The sequence below is a fragment of the Novipirellula artificiosorum genome (assembly GCF_007860135.1).
Classification (GTDB): Bacteria; Planctomycetota; Planctomycetia; order Pirellulales; family Pirellulaceae; genus Novipirellula_A; species Novipirellula_A artificiosorum.
Map to the genome: position 1 here is coordinate 260,977 of NZ_SJPV01000007.1, position 18,913 is coordinate 279,889.

An 18,913-nucleotide genomic window follows, 5' to 3' on the forward strand; every position below is an offset into this window, starting at 1 on the left:
GTCGATAATCATTCGTCTCGGTTGCTGAGTCGGTTGAATGGGCTACCGTGATATCGGCTTGATTGGCTTGAACGAATTTCCGTTAACCATCGCGAGAGTTTCCTTGAAAAACAACTACTTTTTCCTGTTCATCCTGTCTGTTCTGTTTGTCACGCCCGCGATTGCGGAACAAAGTCCTAACATCGTTTTGATCCTGTCCGATGATCAATCTTGGACGGACTATGGGTTCATGGGGCACGAAGCGATTCAGACGCCAAATCTTGACCGACTGGCTCGCGAAAGCGCGGTCTTTCGCCGCGGGTACGTTCCCACGGCGCTGTGTCGTCCATCGTTGACGACGCTGATTACGGGGCTGTATTCTCATCAAAGCCTGATCACGGGCAATGACCCGGCGAATACACCTGAAAATCGAGCTCATGCATCACGCACCGGCAAGGACGCTCGCGAGTTACTGATCTCCAACGTTGACAATCATCCTACGGTGCCGCGTTGGTTGGCGGATCGTGACTACCTAAGTTTTCAAAGTGGTAAATGGTGGGAAGGCAGCTACGCCCGTGGCGGATTTACACACGGGATGACACGAGGGTATCCCGAGAACGGAGGCAGGCATGGTGATGATGGGTTGAAGATTGGTCGAGAAGGGATGCAACCGGTCAACGATTTTATTGATACGGCGGTCGATGCGAATAAGCCGTTCTTTTTGTGGTACGCCCCGTTCCTACCTCACACACCCCATAATCCGCCAGAACGAATTCTCGCAAAGTATCAAAAGGAAGGACGCCCGAAAACGATCGCAACGTACTATGCGATGTGTGATTGGTTTGACGAAACATGTGGCCAGTTGCTTGATCGGCTCGACGAGAAAGGAATTGCTGACAACACGCTGGTGATTTATGTCACCGACAACGGCTGGATACAGGATCCGAACAGCGGTGGTTATACGGTGCGTTCGAAACGGAGCCCGTACGAAGGCGGCACGCGAACACCGATTATGTTTCGCTGGCCTGCGAAGGTCCGACCAACGGAACGGCCGGAATTGTGCAGCAGTATCGATATCGTGCCTACGATCCTTGCCGCGGCTGGGGTGGAAGTTGCCGAAAACCTACCTGGGCTCAATCTGTTGCCTCATTTGCAAGAAGGGACACCGATCGAACGTGATGCTGTTTTTGGCGAATCCTTCGCGCATGACATTGCCGACATCCAAAAACCGCAGGCCTCGTTGCTCTATCGTTGGGTGATTCGCGGAGACGACAAATTGCTACTCACTTACGATGGCCAACCGGGAAAGATGAAGTTCCCCCCGCAAGGTGGCGAGCCGCAATTGTTCGACTTGAGAGCGGATCCGCATGAAGAGGTTAATTTGGCGTCGCAGCGACCCGAGTTGGTGAAAGAACTTAGCCAACGGCTGACGGATTGGTACCCGGTGACCGAGCGATCCGTGAACGCGGTGGCACCCCGCCGTCAAAACGCCCAATAACATAGATTGGACGCCGACTGCGCGTGTACAGGGCACCGTCTCGTTCTGGTGGTGTTAGTGCCGTGGCAGATCACTCAAATCGATCTGTGGTTTTTGTGTTGGCGTGGATTCACGTAGGAAGAACTGGTCGAGCGCAACTTGGTCAGCAAAGAAACCGCAGTGCCGAAGGAAGAAATGGTCTTCTTCGCTTCCGCCTGCGAAATCGAGCCGGTGTTGGCCTCGTGCGGTGGCGTCGCCCGTAAACCTTGCTCGCGTGATTTCATGCCACGCGCCTTCCGTATCGCAAACCCACTGATTTCCGTAGTGCGCTGACCGCGAGAGGTGGCCGTCGTTCGGGGAGAAATTCTCCAGAAAGGAATGGAATCCGGTCAGATGCTTGTCCGTTTTTGGACGCAGGAAACTGGCAATCAATCGCCATTCCTTCAATTTTTTGTCGCCAAACCATGACGTGTACTGCGTGTTCCCCTGCCCGTCCGGTTTGACTTCCGTCAAGAAACGGTAGGTCACTCCCGCCTTCCACGGGTAGACCAAATAGCTTTGGCCGCCGGAACCTTCGTTTCCAAAATCTTGTGCATGCACGCCCTTGCCCTTGGCTGGTGTGGTCACGCGGTCTTCTGATGGAATCTCCGCTGGATTGTCCGTGCGAAACGGACTCCATACCGAAAACAAGACACGACGTTCGGTGTCGCTGTTGACTTGAATGCCAAAGTAGCCTTCACCAAAACCGTTAGCCATAAAGTAAGCGCCCCTCCGATCTTGCCCGATTGGCACCGTCACTTCATTGTAGGCGTAGGTTAGTTGTTTCCCCTTAGGAAGTTGGTAACCAAGATGCACGGAAGGCCCGCGTCGTCCCCAATAAAACATGTTGCCTTGATTACTCTTGACGTAGTCAAGCGTCAGGTTGTCGGTGTCCGAGGAGACGAGCAATTCGCTCAGCTCCGCAGCTGCATTGCCGGTTTCGTCGTCACCACGCAGGTCAACTTGAACGTACCCTGGTTCCGACCGAGTGAACTGCCCAAGCGAATAAACGCGCTGCGCTTCGTCCCGCAGCGGTGTCGTTCGTGGTTGGCCGTCAACACTCGCTAGCAGCTTGGCGACTCCGTTCACGCCGCGTCCCTTGACGGCGATCGAGAGGTTGCCCGGTCGATCCACGTGGAAAAAGACCGAATAGACGTCATCGGCTCCACTGCAACGCAGCATACCCTGGCGATTACAGGGGTTGCCACCGCGGTGATCGAGGCCCGTCCGGAACGTGTTACCCGCAAGGGGGACGGACCATTCACTGCCAGCGACGGAAGTTGCGGCGAGGGTCATTGCCAATGGCAGCGTCAATAGAAACTGGATGACGGATTTCATAGTTTATTGTCTTGTCGTTGTCGCTCAGAGGTCGATTTGGGGACCAAAAAAGGCTGCTTCGTGGTGGGGTCGCGAAATACTTGTCTCCGCGGGATCTACACCGAATAACTTACCATGTTGATCGCAAGCCGGAAGATGAGACCTCGCTTGCTGGTGCGCTGAGCGGGCGATAGGTTCGTATCGAGGGGGTATACTACAGAAGACTTACTCTTATCTACTGACGCAGACAGAAAAGGCTCACAATGGGTGTACGAATGATGTTGCTGGCGGTTGTCCATTTGGTGTGCATTCTATCAACGGACGCGGCCGAATATGATCCGCTTGGGGTGCCAGATTCGTTCCAGGCAGAGACGCTCGACTGGACGGTGCGAGACGAAGCCCGCAGCCGAGACATTCCGATCAAGGCCTATCTGCCCGCTACCCGAACGAGCCAACCCGTGGTGCTGTTCAGCCATGGGCTGGGTGGGAGTCGTGAGGGATGTTCGTATCTTGGAAAACACTGGTCGGCACGTGGTTACGTGGCGGTTTTTCTGCAACATCCCGGCAGCGACGATTCGGTGTGGAAGGACACATCGCTGTTGAAACGCATGTCTGCGATGAGAGAAGCTGCCTCGGCTGAGAACTTTCGATTGCGTGTGCAGGATGTCTCGGCGGTGCTCGATCAGCTTAGTCGCTGGAACGATTTACCAAGTCACAAGTTGGAGGGGCGACTCGATCTAGAGCATGTCGGCATGTCGGGGCATTCTTTTGGCGCCCAAACGACCCAAGCTGTGTCTGGCCAATCGGCAGGTGTCTTCGGATCGCGTTTCGCGGAGCCAAGGATCCAGGCCGCGATTGCATTGAGTCCCAGCAGCCCGCGACGCGGTGACGTCGCAAAAGCGTTTGGGTCGGTGAAGATTCCATGGCTGGTGATGACGGGGACTCAGGATAAGGCGATGATCGGTAACCAAACGGTTGCATCGCGTTTGGAAGTGTTTCCCGCTTTGCCGCCGGGTGACAAATTCGAACTGGTATTGCACAACGCCGAGCATTCTGCATTTGGCGACCGTAGACTGCCGGGTGAAACCCAGACGCGGAACTCAAACCATCACCGAGTGGTTCTTGGACTGAGCACTGCCTTTTGGGACGCCTACCTTCGAGCTGATGACTCGGCAAAGCAATGGTTAGTCGGCGCTGGACCGTCCGGACTGCTCCAGCCAAACGACCGTTGGCAAACAAAGTGATGACTGCCGAACATTCGAAGTTCTTTCGTCGGACCTACTCTCGTAGTCCGACGTGCCTTGTTTTTCGGGTAGGTGGATTTCGCCAGAAATCCGTAACTCAAATGTTCTTAGGGACTTCTGGCGAAGTCCACTACGTCCCAACTCGCAGTTTTGACCTTGACGGTCCACTAGGGCACAACATGAAAACCGCGATTGTCCTCGATCGTCACGTTCGTTGTGTCCGAGGATTGCTGAATTGTGAGCGGTCTTGCAAACCCAGTCACCGTGTTGGCCCGGATCGTGACATGATCACAGTAGTCCAAATCGATTGTGGGTCCTGGATCGGCGGCCGGGTAATCGTCGCTGAACTCGAGCGTGTTTGCTTCGATCGTTAGTCCGCTAACCGAACGAGCTTGAACAAGCAATCCGTTGAAACTCTTGACCGTGTTTCCGCTAAAACGAATATTGCGGTGGTAGTGTCCTGCACCCATTCGCTGCGCGCCGTTCAGCAGTGGTGAAGCGAGTAACGGATAGTTTTGTGAACCGGAGAAGCCGATGTTCTCAAAAACATTGTTTCGAATTGTGACATCCCCGACGGCCCCCGACTCGTACCACTTGTTGTTGTCGCCTTCGATCAAGATACCGTGCATCTGCGACGAGAAATGGTTGTTCTCAATCAGCACCTTACCTTTGGTTGTAACCAGCACGCTGCGGGCACGGTTTTCGCGAATGATATTGTTCCGCATTTCCAAGTCTGGATACCAGGTCAGGTTCTCAACCGACATCGGGCCGTCTGGCAATGATTCTGGAACCTCGCTGACCGTCATCACAAAACGGTGTTCGTTGAGGACGTGGACGTTTTCGACCGTGGTTTCGGCAAACGGCAGAATCGTCTCACGAGAAAGGAGTGCCACGCGATCGCCTGGTTCGGCGAAGGTCAGACCCCATTGTTGAAAGTGACTGATCTCGCAGAGGAATTCGCGGTCACCAAGATACTTCTCGATCTTCACGTAGGCCCCATGTACGTTGATGCCGTCATCGAGCATGTGCTCAAACAGGCAGTCGTCTAGCTTAATGGTTCCTTTGCAGCCGATGAAATGGGTTGCATCGGCACGCGTTGCAACCAAGTGATCTTGGTTTGACGTGACCACCATGTGATCGAGAGTGATGTTGTTCGTTCGTTCCACGATCAGCGCCATGCCGCCCGCTTCGCGAACCGTAACGTTTTCGATCCGCAAGTCTTGAGAGTTGGTGACGTGAATCGCTGGGCAGAGTCGACTGGTTGGATGAACGCCATAAACGACGAGCACACTACCAACCGGTGGCGATTTCTTGACAGCGTCTGTAATCCGGAGACGGTTTCCTCCAGCCTGGGTCACTTTCGCTCTGCTTGAATTGACGGAATAATCGCGCGTGTTGTGCAGGGGGGCGCGCGTCGTCGGGTCAAAAACAATATTCGATCCGATGGGATCCTCTTGGCCAAAGCGTTGGAACAGTACTTTGGAATCCTGGAGCGTGTAGGGATAAGCCTCGGGATCGACTTGCACCACGAAGCTCTGCTCGTTCGCGTTGCTCTCGACGACGGTGAGCTCGGCGTGGAATGACCGAATCCAATCGATCGAAAAATTCTTGAGCGTTGCGCCGCGGACGTGGTCCATTGTCACGGGGACCATGCGGCCATGAAACATGAATGTCGAATCACCTCCGTCGATCGTGATGTTCTGGCAATCGAACAACGGGAAACCCATTCGTTTCAAGCCGTTATCATGGTTCGCCACCGCACGATACTTTTCGATCGCGTTTTCGGGGTAGAAGTCGTATTGGCCCTTCGGGAATTGCAGCGTAACGCCGTCCTTGTCAAGTACGTCTTGAATCAACTGGTTGACCGCGAAGGTGACATCCTTCCCAGGCACGATGCCGTGGTCAGCAACATTGATGACTTCCGCTCCGAGAGTACAAGTATGCCCACTCAGCAAAAATACAACGAGCAACAATGAGGTAAGGGAATGTTTCATGGCTTACATCTAATTTGGTTCGTAGGTCGTGGGCGTCCGTCTGGTCCGAGTGAACGTTGACGCAGATGAACTTAATCGCGTAGCGAAAGTTTCGCTTGCAGCTGGGTACTCAAGTCGCGGATCACCTCTGGATATTGGTCTGCAACGTTCAATGATTCCCCGAGTGGCGAATCATGATCGTACAATTCGGTGTCGCCGTTCGCGTGCTCGTTGAACCGAAATCGTGACGTGCGAAGCGATCCAACGGAACCGCGATAGGCGACTGCGGTATGACCGACATCATCCGGTTGCTTGAGCAGCGGGAGCAACGATTTGCCATGAACAAAGTTAGGCTTATCAAGTGATGTGAGATCGCAAAGGGTCGGGAAAAGGTCTGCGGTTTCGACCACCGCGCTGGTCGATACCCCTCGGTGCCCCATTTGAGGTGCGACAACAATCAAAGGTGAACGTAGCGATTCCTCGAATAGACTGTGCTTTCCCCATATAGCGTGTTCCCCGAGGTGCCAGCCATGGTCGCCCCAAAGCAGAATGACGGTATTCTCGTCGGCTCCGGTCTGCTTCAACTTGGCGAGGATGCGACCGACTTGGGCGTCGGCATAACTCACGCATGCGGCGTAGTGACGACGAACCTCATCGGCAAACTCGCTGTCATCGCGAGGGTCCTTTTCCCAGCGATTGTATTGCATGAACTCACCGGAGCCATGCCATGTCGTGGAACCTGTGGGCTTCTCGGGGTGTGCAATGGGGGGGATTTGAGCATCGCGGTAGAGGTCAAAGTATTTCGCAGGAGCTCCAAAAGGTAGATGGGGTCGGATGAGTCCTACGGCGAGGAAGAACGGCTTGCTGGGATCATCGGCCAGCAAATCCAATTGCCTCAGAGCCTCCTCGGTGATCAATCCGTCGGGATAAATATTGTCTGGCCCCTCGGTCGATTGAAAGACACTCATCTTGCTGGAGTCGGTGCGGGTTTCGCCGTGGGACAATCCGTGCATGGCACCTCGAGGGGATTGCCACTTCCCCGTGGGCATTCTTTGACGATCCCAAGCATTTGGAATCTCGATTTGATTCGGATCGTCCCAGTCTTCGCCGCCCCAGCCACCGGGATGATGAGAGACTTTGCCGATAGAAACGGTGGTGTAGCCGCGGTTTCGAAACCATTCCGGCATGCTGGGGAAGACTGTCTCAGGTGCCTCTTTCAATCGTTGGGCCCGTTCGAACAAGGCTTGATTGGGAGAGGGGCCGTAACGCCCCGTTAACAACGTGTAGCGGGACGGTCCACAGCTCGGCGAGTTGACGTAGTGCCGCTGGAAGCAGACACCTCGTGTTGCCAGGGCGTCGATGTGGGGTGACTTGATGTAGGGCTTGCCAAAACAGGCCAATTCGGGTCGCAAATCGTCAATGCAAAGGATCAAAATGTTGCGAGGGGTCGATTCCGCTTCGTTCGAGTTCGCGGGGCCGGCGCTCCACAGTGCTGCAAGAATTGGAATCCAAAGATGTATCTTCATTTCGTTTGACTTTGTTGTTGCTTGGATCATCGACGACGCTTGAAACGTGTTGAACGGGTCGCGAAGGATGACGCCCACGGAGAGGGTTGTACGATGCTCCTCTGAGCTGTGATGCGTCTTGGTTGCGGTCCATTGGTTGACGAAATTCCTTAGAACTTTTGAGCCTCGTCGGGGCCGGGATTGGCATAGGCCGGATCGAGGGCCCGGATGTAGACTTCCCCATTGTCGAGAACCCGAACATCCAACGGCACGATCGTCACGCCTTGCTCGTTGATCGTTTGGGCGTTGTCGCCAAGATCGCGAGTTGCGATCCCCTCTCGGGGCAGAGGTGCGACGTTGGCATTGAAGAATGCCGTACACCACCACTTGCCGTCTTTGGTTTGAAACGGAGTGCCATGCCCTAGAAATCGACCGGCGAATTTGCGAGGACCATAGGGGCCCGTGATCTTGTCGGCGACGCAGTAGTACAGGTTGTAGGAACCTTTACGTCCTTGATCCGTGGACCATGCCGTACCAAGATGCACGTACTTGCCACCCACTTTGATCATTGTCGCACCCTCGTGCCCAATGCGACCGATCGGATTGCCAGCGGGATCGGGACGCGTCCCCGCGGGATCAATGCGTACCGGCTCGGCGGTGTAGTGGGTCAGGTCCTTGCTAAGCGGCGCGATCAAGGTGTTTTGCCACAGCAAGTAAACCGTTCCGTCATCGTCCGTAAACAGTGACGGATCATGCCGTTGCCCCATCTCGCCATCCATCGGATGAGTCCATGGCCCGGCAAGTGTTTTACCAGCGGACAGGGCTAAACTTGAATGCGTTCTGGGACAATGAACCAAAGCCCATCGGTCGCCCATCCAATGGACCTCGGGGGCCCAAATGACAGGGTTGCGGAGCTTTTTGCCCGACTTGGCGTGATGCGTGTCGTCAATCGTGAAGATGGCTCCAAGAGACTCCCAATCGACCAAGTCTTTGCTGCGATAGGCCCGAACTTGTTTGCCAACGATCGTCGTGCCCCCCAATCCGATGTTGTAGGGATCTTCGTTCTCACGCGGATCATTCGAGTTGGGTTGCGTCCCCGTCAGGTAGTAGTCGCCATCCGGCCCCGTCGTGATGTACGGATCACGAATCCAGCCAGCCTTGATGTAGAGTGCTCGGTCGTGGCTTTCGAGTCCAGCACGAATGGTCGCGGCATCCATCACGGGGCCAGGTTTTCGATCAGACATTTCTTGGATGAATGCGGAGGCGGGAAAGTCATCGGCCGCCTTCACCGTCGGGCTCTCTAAGCTGGTGTCGACCTGATGTCGAATGACTTGACCGTTCAGAGGATTCGGCACCGAGTAATCGCCAGCCGCGGTCCGTTCATCGGCGCCAACACTCAAGGCATCTTTCGGTTGCACGGGGATCAGCCCTGGCGAATGCTCCGTCATGGGGGCCTGATCATTGATCGACAACGTCATGGTATCCGAAGAAAGGGTCGCATGGAGTTTGATATTTCCGCTGACGGGCTTGTCGGAGAGGATTCGTTTGACTTCACCATTGACACGTACATCAAAAGCCGGTCGGCCATCGATGAAGTGAAGGGCGTAACCGTGTTCACGGCCGCCTTGGGCAATCACCACACCACTCGGTTGCTCGGACCGGACCGTGACTTCGATTCGGAGTGGTTTGCCGGCGATGAGGGGTGAAGGATCTTGTGTCGATGAGGTTTCCGACAACGGTGCTTCTTCCCAGGTCACGCCGACGCGCCGGGCCCATTGCTCCCACTGGCCTACCATCGATGCCAATCGCTGTGGGTTTTCTTCGGCAAGGTCGTTTCTCTCGCAACGGTCCTCGGCCAGGTTATACAACTCCCACTTCAATTCCTCAGGCATTCGCTTGGAATAGACTGCCTTCCAGTCGCCCTCGCGAAAGGCATGCGCGGCTTGGTGGTCGAATCCGATCGCCCGTGGCGGCATCGTTTCACCCTTCATGGCCGCTAGCAAACTTTGGCCTTCGAGTGGTGTGATCCGTTGATCGTCGCGTTGTTCAGGGTACGTGGCACCGGTTGCTTCGATCAACGTCGGCATGATGTCCATCATGTGTGCCGGGGCGCGGACCCAGCCTTCTCGCTTTCCGATCCCGCTAGGCCAATGAGCAATGAATGGCGTGCTAATGCCACCCTCATGCGTGAAATGCTTGTACATTCGGAAGGGTGTATTGCCCAGATTTGCCCAGCCACTGCCATACGATTGGTGCGTGCCGCGAGCACCGATCTGACGCAAATCGTCTCCGCTGCGAAGAATCGTTTCGCCACGTCGTGACTGTCCATCAAAACCAAAGGGGCCCCATTCGTAACAGGCTCCGTTGTCGCTCAAAAACAGAATCAACGTGTTGTCGAGATCACCCGTTTGCTTCAAGTGGTCGACAATCCGGCCTACCCCATTATCGACCCCTTCCACCATGGCAGCAAAAATCGCCATCCGGCGGGCCAGGTCCGCACGGCGGTCGGGGTCAAGCGAATCCCAGGCCGGATTTTGTTGTCCCGAGAAGCCATTGGCGATATCGTCACGATCGACGGGAACGATTTCACGTGGCGGTAGCGTCCATTGCTCGCCGTCGATTAGCCCAATCTCTTTCATTCGTTCGAATCGTTCTTCCCGCAGCACATCCCAACCGCGAGCGTAAATATCGTCGTATTTGTCCGCTCGCTCGGCAGGAGCTTGTACTGGAAAGTGTGGCGACGAGTGGCCGAGGAACAAGAACCATGGTTTGTCCTTTTGTTGTCCTTGACGAATGAACTCCAATGCATAGTCGTTGAAGACATCCGTTGCGTAGTACTCGTCTGCTGGCGGATCGAACTCCTTCGTTCTCCCTTCCGGCAGCCGGAAATAGTAGTCCGCGTCGTATTGGTCGTGTGAGTGGTCGTTGGTGTAACCGTAGAACTCGTCGAAACCACGCTTAATGGGGCCGGTTTCCGGATGCATGTGCCACTTGCCGACGTAGTAGCATCCATAACCGGCTGGTTTCAACACTTCCGCAATCGTCGTGCAATCGTCACGCAGTCGCCCGAGATAGCCGGGGCCGCGGTTGGGGCTGGGGTTCCCCGTCGTGAAATCACCGATGCCCGCTTGCGACGGATACAAACCGGTCATCAGCGAGGCTCGACTCGGGCAGCAGCGAGCCGAGTTATAGAGCTGAGTGAATTTGACGCCGCCACTGGCAAGCGAATTGATGTTTGGTGTGTCCATCTCGCCGCCGTAGCAACCAAGGTCCGAGTAGCCCAAGTCATCAGCGAGGATCAAGATAACATTGGGCTGTTCGGCTGCGTTGGTTAGACAGGGAATGCCGATCAGCGCGGCCGTTGTGGCGAGTAAGCAATGGGTGATGTTTTTGAACATGGGACGTCTCGGAAGGGATATCGATTGGCGGCGTGAAAAAAGAGTGGGGGAGCGGAAAGTTAGAAGCCGGGGCTGGAGAAAAACAGTCAGCCCGCGAGTGCGTTCATCCCTTTGAGACAGGCTGATTCTGCCCCTTCACTTTTTTCTTTTTTTGCTTCGGTTCTGGTTTCGGCAGGACGTTGGCGGATCGAGCCCATTTTCGCCACTGGTTGGAAAGCTCAGCGACTTGGTTGGGATTTTTTGCGGCCAGGTCGTTCTGCTCGGTTCGATCCGCCTTCAACTGAAACAGTTCCCATGGCCCCTTATTTCCGAGTCGCACGAGCTTGGTATCACCGACCCGCACCGCGGCGTTTCCTTCGTGCTCCCAGAATAATGGTCGGTCAGCAAAGGTTCCTTCACCGGTCAGCAGCGGTTTCAAACTTTGCCCCTGTGCGGGAGTGATCGCATTGCCATCGAAGGTTTCGGGATAACTAGCAGATCCCAAATCAACGCAAGTCGCCATGATGTCAATCAAATGCGTCGGAGTGTCGATCCAATCGGCTTTGCCTGGGCGAGGCTTCACCGTTGCGGGCCAATGGGCGATCAACGGGGTCGCAATGCCACCTTCGTGATTGTAATGCTTGTACTTTCGAAAGGGTGTGTTGTTCAGGTGTGCCCAGCACTGGCCGATGAATACATCGGAGTCAGGGTCACCTGGATTGGTGCCATTGTACTTGCCTTTGACTCCCGCTTCGGCATTCCCACCATTGTCGCTGAGAAACAGAATGAGTGTGTTGTCGAGTTGGCCTCGCTGGCGAAGCGCTGTCACCAGCTTGCCAATGTTTTTGTCCACCTCGTCGATCATTGCGGCATAGATCGCCATCATGTCGTCGTAACGTTGTTGCTCGTCGAGAGACAGAGAATTCCAGGCAGGAATCGCCTCGGGACGGGGTTCGAGATTCCAATGGGCGTCGATCAATCCAGACTCAATCTGCCGGCGATATCGTTCTTCACGAAGAAGGTCCCAGCCCTTCATGTACTGCCCGCGGTACTTGGCGATCGTTTCTTCGGGGGCCATACAGGGAAAGTGCGGCGCGACATGGGCGAGGTACCAAAAGAACGGTTTCTCTTCTGCGATCGCTTCGTCGATATATCGAATGCCTTGTTCGGTCCAAAGATCCGAGCCATACCAAGGTGGATCAAACATCGGGTCATCGCGGGAAACCTGCTGCCCGTTAAGGAAAAGTTTCGTCCCCCCCTTGGAACCGGTTTGGTTCGAGAAATGTAAGCCTCCGGCCGGAAGATTCAAACTGCGATCAAACCCACGTCCCCACGGTGTGATGCCCTGTTCGAAGCCGACGTGCCATTTGCCCGTCATGGCCGTGAAGTAGCCCGCACTGCCGAGAACTTCGGCAATTGTCACGCAATGGTCATTCAGCCGTCCACGATACCCGTCGAGACCTTGGTCTGCGGTCATCCATCCGATGCCAGCTTGATGCGAATAGAGTCCGGTCAAGAGTGACGCGCGAGTCGGGCAGCAGCGTCCGGTGTTGTAAAACTGTGAAAAACGAACTCCGTTGGTCGCGAGTGCATCGAGATTGGGTGTTGGAATCTCGGAGCCGTAGCAGCCGATGTCCGAAAAGCCCATATCGTCAACCATGATGACAATGATATTTGGCCGCTCCGAGCCTTCCGCGATCATAGGGGCGAAGAGGGCAAAACCGAGTAAGCATAAAAGCCGTATCATGGATCGTGTCATGAAGAAAGTCTCAAAAAAAGGTTGTTGAGGAACGTTGGGAAACGAGAAATGCGTCATGGTTGTTGCGTCTTACTCTGCTTTCTGTTCTTTCCCACTGATTTGGTCCGATTTGGGCCCATGTGCTCCAATGCCTCCATCTCGGTATCTTGGCCGCGATCACCGCAGCGTTCCATCCACTGTTGAAGTTGCTCCCGAAGCTCAGCCATGATCTCAGCATGCTGAGGCTCATCCGCGATGTTCTTCATCTCGAGCGGATCCATCACGATGTCGTACAGTTCGACCTCCGGTCTCGTGGTGTAGCGAAGGACCAACTCGGCAGCTCGCTTGTCGCCTGAGTCGGCCTTCCGTTTCCAACTCTGAAACTCCTTTGAATGGGTACAGGCATTTTGGAACTCGGTTTCGGGAGTGAAGTTCCAAATGTACTTAAAGCGATCCGAACGAACCGAGCGAATGCCAAAGTGTTCGGCCCCCTGATTGATGCCTCGCGTCGTCATTTCACCGAAGACCAACGTCTTGTGGTCTTGTTTTCCGGCTAGTACGGGCAACAGACTCTTGCCATCGAGCACGGGTGCTGGGTTGCCTCCCGCAGCTTCGATGAACGTGGGTAGGATATCAACGTATTCGATCATGGCGGGATTCACGGTGCCGGCTTTGATTTTGCCAGGCCAACGAGCGATGAAGGCGGACTGCAAACCGCTGTCATAGCAGGTCCATTTTGCGAACGGCATCGAATTGCCCTGTTCGCTGACGACAACCAACAAGGTGTTGTCCGAGAGCTTGTGCTTATCGAGCAGATTCATCGCTTCACCCACTTGAGAGTCATAGTAGGTGATCTCCGCCAGATAACGCGACATGCCGTCACGGGTTTCGGGGGTGTCAACGTAGTAGGGCGGCAACTGAATTTTGTCGACGGGATAACGAGATCGGTCTCCCTTGTTCCAAGGTGAGTGAGGTTCATTGGAACAGAGCAACAAGCAGAACGGGTCTTGGTTTTCTACGCACTCCGCCAAAAAGGTATCGACCTTGTCAAACTCAGGGTTGCTGTTTCCGGGGATCTTTTCCCAGTCGAACACGGAGGCGGGGCCAACGTGCGTTTTACCACTCTGAGCCACTCGATAACCCAGTGCTTTTAGATACTGAACGATACTCTGTGTTCCGGGGTCGACGTGAGTATGGTTGGGATACGCCCCGCTCTTAACGGGATATTGCCCGGTGTAAATGTTGTGGCGTGTCGGCGAGCACATCGGTGCCGATTGGAAGCAACGGGTGAACCGCATGCCTTGATCAGCCAACCGATCAAGGTTGGGTGTCTCGGCTTGACCTCCGTAGCAGCCAAGGTCGCGGTACGTGCAATCGTCTGCGATGACGAACACAAGATTTGGTGGAGCCTCGGCACGGATGCCGCAGGCAAGGACGAGGCTGGCACAAACGGTGAAAGTCAATCGGTTCAACATGGCTATTTCTTGCGTTGCTATTGGTTCAGGAATGTTTGTCTTAACAGAAAGCAGGCTCTGGCAGGATCGTTGGGTCTATTGGTAATAGTATTCGTACCATCCTCGTTCTCGCTGTTTTTCTCCTCGGGGCATGCCGGGGGGGTGAATGCTGTTGGTCCAGGTTGATAGTTCTTGCTTCAAGCGGTCCGCTATTTCTGGATGCTCTTCCATCCGATTGAGCTGTTCATGTTGGTCGCTTTCAAGGTCAAACAAGTATTCGCTTCCCGCACCGACGAACAAGTACTTCCACTTGCCTTGCCGAATGGCGGCTTGGTCCCAGAAGCGAAAGAACAGGCTTCGCTCGGTCACGATTTGGGGAGCGTTCATCAATGGCAAGACATTGATGCCATCGAGTTCGCTTTTCACAGCCTCAACGGCATCCATTCCTCCCGCCAACGACAAAACCGACGGCGCAATGTCAAGCGTACTGATCGGCTGCTCGTAAACTTTGTTGCTTGGCAAGCCGCGAGGAAAGCTCCAGATCATCGGAACACGTAGCCCTCCGTCGGTCAACATCCCCTTCTCGCCGACCCAGGGATCGTTCAACGAGCCGTCCCATCCGCCAGCATCTCGATCGATCGGCGAATCGGGTTTGGTCATCTTGAGCGGCGCGCCATTGTCGCTGGTCATCACGATCAATGTGTTTTCGAGCAATCCGTGTTTGCGAAGCTGATCGACGATGCGTCCGACGCCATCATCGATCGCAGCGATCATCGCGAGTGCATAGCGTCTGCGCTCCGGCATCGGCCCGGGAAACCGGCTGAGGTATTCCTCGGTCGCTTGTAATGGCGTATGCGGACCGTAATAACCCACATGAAGATAGAATGGCTGGCTGTGGTTTCGTTCAATGAAGTTGACGGCGGCCTCCGTTTGGACATCGATTCGAAACTCAGAGTGCTGAACCATCTGCATCGGCGAAAGCATCTGGCCGCTTTGAAGATCATAGTTGACGCGATAGTTCTGCAACTCGCCCCAGTAGTATTCATCGAAACCCTGGGCCGCCGGTGAGTAAGGACGGATTTTGGTCCAGGGGACACGGATATCGCGACGTGGTTTGTCAGCCATCTCAGGCAGTTCTCGCTTCATCCAGTTGATACAAAGCACGTTGGGTTCCAAGTGCCATTTGCCGACAAAACCCGTTCGATACCCAAACGGCTGCAGTCGCTCGGCAATCGTGGTTGCTTCGGACGCAAGCGGCATATCGGGAATCGAATCGATTCCGAATCGTTGCTGATGCCGTCCGGTGATTAACCCGGCTCGCGACGGGCTGCATTGTGGAGCGGTCACATAGCCGGCGGTACAGCGAACACCGCGATCAGCAAGTGCGTCGATGTTCGGTGTAAGGATGTCGTCCACTTGGCCTTGGCAGCTCAGATCTGCCCAACCTTGATCGTCTGTCAAAACGACGATCACATTGGGCCGAATCGGCTCGTCGGCAGCCGTGATTGCCGTGGCGGCGAGGAATCCAAACAGTATTCGAATGGGAAGCTTCATTTCGTTGTGGGCTCAGCAGGTTAATTGTCCGATGGGATTGGGCAATCGATTAGCTTAGCATAAACCGCTTGCTGCTTAGCGTGCGACGAGATAAGTGCCAGCGACCCAGTCGCTGAACAGCCGGCCACGGCTGCGGTAGATCAGCACCGCGAGAAAGCCGACGACGGCGAGGCCGGCGACGATGTAACGCTCGGTGACGACGAAGGAGTGGTTTGCGGGGAACCAACCCGGGGGCATCATGAAACCCAGGATTAGGCAGGTGGGGACAATCCCGGTTGCCAGCATCCGGACCAACACACGCAGCCGCGACGCCGGCTCGCTTCGGCCGTTGGCAAGGGTCAGGCCGAATATTCGCAACAAGAATCCTCCGCGAAACAGGATCGCAGTCAACAAACTCGGCAACCAAATGCATTGCAGCCACGAGATCGTCGCCCAAAATACCCCATCAATCGGACTCATTAGCCCGCTCGTAACGCGAGGCAATTCGCCGACTCGCGGCATCATGGCCTCTTGGTGTTTGTAGGCGATCGTTATGAGCACGCCCGAAAGCAGGGTGAACAACGGCAAGATCATCGTGGCGGCGATCAGGCCGGCGACGCGGTACCGAACGTGTACGGGTTGGCGACTTCGCAATTCGTCGATCCATGGTTTGATCGCCGACACCCGCCTGATAAGCGGCATCCAAGCCATCGATGATTTGCAGGATTGCGTCGACGGCGGCTTTGGGCGCCAAAGCTCCCTTCACCTTGACCCTTTGTCCCAGCGTTCCGCCTCGCACCAATTCCATGCTGATGGCGGGTCGCCCGTCGATTTCTTCAGTCCCGTAAACATAGACGCTGTTGGGATGATTGATCGATGCGGCCAAGCGTCCTTCACGCAGAAAACGAGCCCGTGCGTCACGATCATCTAAGGAATGCCCCATCACTTTTAAGGCGACTCGTCGCGAGGTCGGTAAATGATCCGCTTCGTAGACGACGCCCATGCCGCCCCGGCCCAGTCGCCTCACAATGCGGTAGGTACCAAACTTCTGCTCGGGTGCAAGTTCGGCGAGTCCGTTGCGGAATCCGCCCCAGCCTTCAGGACGAGTGACTGAGTCAAATCGAGTGATGGTGACGCCACTTCCGAGGGGGTTGGATGGATGGCGAGCCTCATCGCACAGGGAGGGCAAACCATTTGTGCTGCGGATTGCACAAGTGGTTCCCCGCACGTCTTGCAAAATTCGTTGCCTTTGTCACTGTTAACCATCGTTTGTTTCACTTTCGGAGCTCGACGCGCTGAGAGCGTGAACACCAACGCTTGTACTTGTTATGTCATGCAGCTGACAAAGTGGCGCTGTCCCGCTAGGAATTCGGTAACAGAATTTCCCCTAAAGGTTACAGAAAAACCATGGATTTTTCTGCAAGGGGCTAACTGCTGCATGGGGCTAACTGCTGAGTGCTTTGAGCAGTGTTTCCGCTTCATGGATCGAGTGCCCCTGGCGGCGGGCAAATCCATAAAGTGGACGCCAATACCGCTGGCACAATTCGCAGAGCGAATCGTGTTCCGAAAATCCGACCTGCTCGCCCGCAGTAAGCACCAAGCTCCACTGCGTTGTCTCAAACCCAAGAGGCTCACCTGAGGGACGAGTCATAAGGCCTCCGAAGCCGGAGGCGTGTTGTCCGTAGCGGTCGCAGAAATCGTGATTGCCCAGTGTTCCACAGCGATGGATTTGAGTGTTTGCATTGCAGTAGTTTACACGATCGTGTTGCGACTTTCGGGCTGAACAGATTCACGTGACCTCGTTTCCATTCACCGTTTCCCCGATTCGCCCCATCGCAGCGGCCATCAATTTCAATCGCCGTTTTTCGCATCCAGGATCCCATGGGCGAGCCATGCTTCGAAGCGTGCTGATCGCAACTTTGGGTTGATTGTTGAAACGGAATTCGATTTCAGCAATCCTCAATTTCGCGTGGTTCCCGACCTCATCGCCTCGTGATGCCAACGTCCTTAGCAGGGGAAGTGATTCGAGGTACCGTTGTTGGGCCGTCAATTGCTTGATCAACCGTAGCATTTTTCGGCATGGGATCCGATTCCCGTGGCCGAGTTGGATGCAGCGGTTGGCAAATTCGAGAGTCAGGTCGGTATTGCCAACACGCGGGGCCTGCTCATTCACCGGCAGTGGTCGGACGACTCCGGCTGCAGCAGGCCGTTTGTCCGGCAAGAGATTCGACGTATCGAAAGGAGTTGTCATGTTGTTTTTTGGCGATCGGGTGCTTGTCGCAGACGTCCGTTGCCCACTTCGCGGATTGTACTCATCGGGGTTTTCCATGATCTGTCGTAGCGCGTCGTGTCCGCTGCTGTTGTTACGTCGAGTCGCATGAAGGAAAGCCTCTTTTCGGCGGGGTGTGTCTCGAAACAGACTGCCGACCAAGAACAAGGGATTGAACGAAAACGAGGTCGCTTTTGAGGTGGATTCACCAAAGTTGGAAAGCAAGTCCCAGCCTTCACAATCCACCCATCCGCGTTGCAACATCCAAATCGCAATCGGAAACCCCACGGCCATTCCCATCAGATGGAACAAAGCACTCGAAGGCTGGAAGCCCCACAGCGCAAGTGGGATCAATTGCAGTATCAAATAGAATCCACCGAGTGCGAGAACAGGAACTTCAATGGATCGGATGTAAAAGAGGTAAGGCGCAAACAGACAATCCATTTCGTTTTGAGGTGCCCAGACCATCGCAATGGCGATTAAGGCAAAGATGACGCCGGATGCACCAAGGGCTCCTGAATAGCCGTACAACAGAAACATGGGAATTTGGCCGATCGCACCATCGGCCAAACAGAGCACCAAATAGAGCAATGAAAAATGACGCCAACCCAATTTGCCTTCAACAAGGATGCCGAAGCTCCACAGGAAGATCATGTTGCCGATGAGGTGCATCCATGAAGCGTGCATGAACGCGGCGGTGATCCATTGAAGCGGATTGATTCGATCAAACTCGAGAATCAACCAGCGATACGGCTCAAAATCCCCCATTCCGGTGGACAAGAACATCGCCACGTTGGTGGCAATGATTGTCGTTGTCGCAATAGGACGATAGTAAAGAGGCGCGTCGGTACCGTAAGGAAACAACATCGTTGATTCGGGGGATGGCGTGGCGGGAGGTTTCGGGCTCATCAGCAGCCCTCCGTCCACTAGGCTCCGAAGCACCACCGATCGGGGCGCCGAAAAAACGCTCGGAATCCATCCCCTTGTTGGGAACCCGCCACGATCGGG

The 18,913-nt window shown here is 55.0% G+C and carries 13 protein-coding genes; 2 read left to right on the forward strand and 11 right to left on the reverse strand.

What is annotated here, in order from left to right:
* The first annotated feature begins 37 nt into the window (after positions 1 to 37).
* The gene (locus Poly41_RS19745) at positions 38 to 1,477 is read left to right on the forward strand and encodes a sulfatase family protein (RefSeq protein ID WP_146528452.1); all 1,440 of its coding nucleotides are present in this window, start codon (positions 38 to 40) and stop codon (positions 1,475 to 1,477) included.
* 54 nt (positions 1,478 to 1,531) lie between these two features.
* Here the strand turns inward: Poly41_RS19745 and Poly41_RS19750 are convergent, their stop codons facing one another.
* On the reverse strand, positions 1,532 to 2,833 hold the full coding sequence (locus Poly41_RS19750; RefSeq protein ID WP_197231464.1) for a DUF3472 domain-containing protein: 1,302 nt from the start codon (positions 2,831 to 2,833) through the stop codon (positions 1,532 to 1,534).
* Between the two features lie 242 nt (positions 2,834 to 3,075).
* Between Poly41_RS19750 and Poly41_RS19755 the strand changes: the two genes are divergently transcribed.
* A complete protein-coding gene (locus Poly41_RS19755; RefSeq protein ID WP_197231465.1) occupies positions 3,076 to 4,056 on the forward strand; it encodes an alpha/beta hydrolase family protein in 981 nt (326 codons plus the stop codon).
* Between the two features lie 167 nt (positions 4,057 to 4,223).
* On the opposite strand, the gene Poly41_RS19760 is transcribed toward Poly41_RS19755, so the two are convergent.
* From Poly41_RS19760 to Poly41_RS19805, 10 genes are all read right to left on the reverse strand, one after another.
* Positions 4,224 to 6,050 carry a right-handed parallel beta-helix repeat-containing protein gene (locus Poly41_RS19760; RefSeq protein ID WP_146528453.1) on the reverse strand — a complete coding sequence of 609 codons (1,827 nt, stop codon included), beginning with the start codon at positions 6,048 to 6,050 and terminating at the stop codon, positions 4,224 to 4,226.
* Between the two features lie 71 nt (positions 6,051 to 6,121).
* On the reverse strand, positions 6,122 to 7,555 hold the full coding sequence (locus Poly41_RS19765) for a sulfatase (RefSeq protein WP_146528454.1): 1,434 nt from the start codon (positions 7,553 to 7,555) through the stop codon (positions 6,122 to 6,124).
* 149 nt (positions 7,556 to 7,704) lie between these two features.
* Positions 7,705 to 10,932 carry a sulfatase-like hydrolase/transferase gene (locus tag Poly41_RS19770; protein WP_146528455.1) on the reverse strand — a complete coding sequence of 1,076 codons (3,228 nt, stop codon included), beginning with the start codon at positions 10,930 to 10,932 and terminating at the stop codon, positions 7,705 to 7,707.
* Positions 10,933 to 11,035: 103 nt separating this feature from the next.
* Positions 11,036 to 12,613, reverse strand: coding sequence for an arylsulfatase (locus Poly41_RS19775; protein ID WP_231615809.1), 1,578 nt, complete (start codon positions 12,611 to 12,613; stop codon positions 11,036 to 11,038).
* Positions 12,614 to 12,723: 110 nt separating this feature from the next.
* Positions 12,724 to 14,124, reverse strand: a complete 1,401-nt coding sequence (locus Poly41_RS19780; RefSeq protein WP_146528457.1) for a sulfatase family protein — start codon at positions 14,122 to 14,124, stop codon at positions 12,724 to 12,726.
* A 75-nt stretch (positions 14,125 to 14,199) separates the two neighbouring features.
* Entirely contained in the window at positions 14,200 to 15,657 is a 1,458-nt protein-coding gene (locus Poly41_RS19785; RefSeq protein WP_146528458.1) for a sulfatase family protein, read from the reverse strand.
* Positions 15,658 to 15,732: 75 nt separating this feature from the next.
* Positions 15,733 to 16,116: a hypothetical protein gene (locus tag Poly41_RS19790; RefSeq protein ID WP_146528459.1), complete on the reverse strand. Its 384-nt coding sequence runs from the start codon at positions 16,114 to 16,116 to the stop codon at positions 15,733 to 15,735.
* The gene (locus Poly41_RS19795; protein WP_231615791.1) at positions 16,103 to 16,825 is read right to left on the reverse strand and encodes a protein kinase domain-containing protein; all 723 of its coding nucleotides are present in this window, start codon (positions 16,823 to 16,825) and stop codon (positions 16,103 to 16,105) included. Before Poly41_RS19795 ends, Poly41_RS19790 begins: the two co-directional genes overlap by 14 nt.
* A 255-nt stretch (positions 16,826 to 17,080) precedes the next feature.
* Positions 17,081 to 17,287: a hypothetical protein gene (locus Poly41_RS19800; RefSeq protein WP_146528460.1), complete on the reverse strand. Its 207-nt coding sequence runs from the start codon at positions 17,285 to 17,287 to the stop codon at positions 17,081 to 17,083.
* 138 nt (positions 17,288 to 17,425) lie between these two features.
* Entirely contained in the window at positions 17,426 to 18,814 is a 1,389-nt protein-coding gene (locus Poly41_RS19805) for a rhomboid family intramembrane serine protease (RefSeq protein ID WP_231615792.1), read from the reverse strand.
* Between the last annotated feature and the right edge of the window lie 99 nt (positions 18,815 to 18,913).

Excerpts from the sequence above, each read along its gene's own strand:
- Poly41_RS19785 (WP_146528458.1), bottom strand. The coding sequence starts at position 15,657 with ATGAAGCTTCCCATTCGAATACTGTTTGGATTCCTCGCCGCCACGGCA.
- Poly41_RS19790 (WP_146528459.1), bottom strand. The coding sequence starts at position 16,116 with ATGAGTCCGATTGATGGGGTATTTTGGGCGACGATCTCGTGGCTGCAA.
- Poly41_RS19765 (WP_146528454.1), bottom strand. The coding sequence starts at position 7,555 with ATGAAGATACATCTTTGGATTCCAATTCTTGCAGCACTGTGGAGCGCC.
- Poly41_RS19775 (WP_231615809.1), bottom strand. The coding sequence starts at position 12,613 with ATGATCGCGGAAGGCTCGGAGCGGCCAAATATCATTGTCATCATGGTT.
- Poly41_RS19770 (WP_146528455.1), bottom strand. The coding sequence starts at position 10,932 with ATGTTCAAAAACATCACCCATTGCTTACTCGCCACAACGGCCGCGCTG.
- Poly41_RS19750 (WP_197231464.1), bottom strand. The coding sequence starts at position 2,833 with ATGAAATCCGTCATCCAGTTTCTATTGACGCTGCCATTGGCAATGACC.
- Poly41_RS19780 (WP_146528457.1), bottom strand. The coding sequence starts at position 14,124 with ATGTTGAACCGATTGACTTTCACCGTTTGTGCCAGCCTCGTCCTTGCC.
- Poly41_RS19745 (WP_146528452.1), top strand. The coding sequence starts at position 38 with ATGGGCTACCGTGATATCGGCTTGATTGGCTTGAACGAATTTCCGTTA.
- Poly41_RS19755 (WP_197231465.1), top strand. The coding sequence starts at position 3,076 with ATGGGTGTACGAATGATGTTGCTGGCGGTTGTCCATTTGGTGTGCATT.
- Poly41_RS19800 (WP_146528460.1), bottom strand. The coding sequence starts at position 17,287 with ATGACTCGTCCCTCAGGTGAGCCTCTTGGGTTTGAGACAACGCAGTGG.
- Poly41_RS19760 (WP_146528453.1), bottom strand. The coding sequence starts at position 6,050 with ATGAAACATTCCCTTACCTCATTGTTGCTCGTTGTATTTTTGCTGAGT.
- Poly41_RS19805 (WP_231615792.1), bottom strand. The coding sequence starts at position 18,814 with ATGAGCCCGAAACCTCCCGCCACGCCATCCCCCGAATCAACGATGTTG.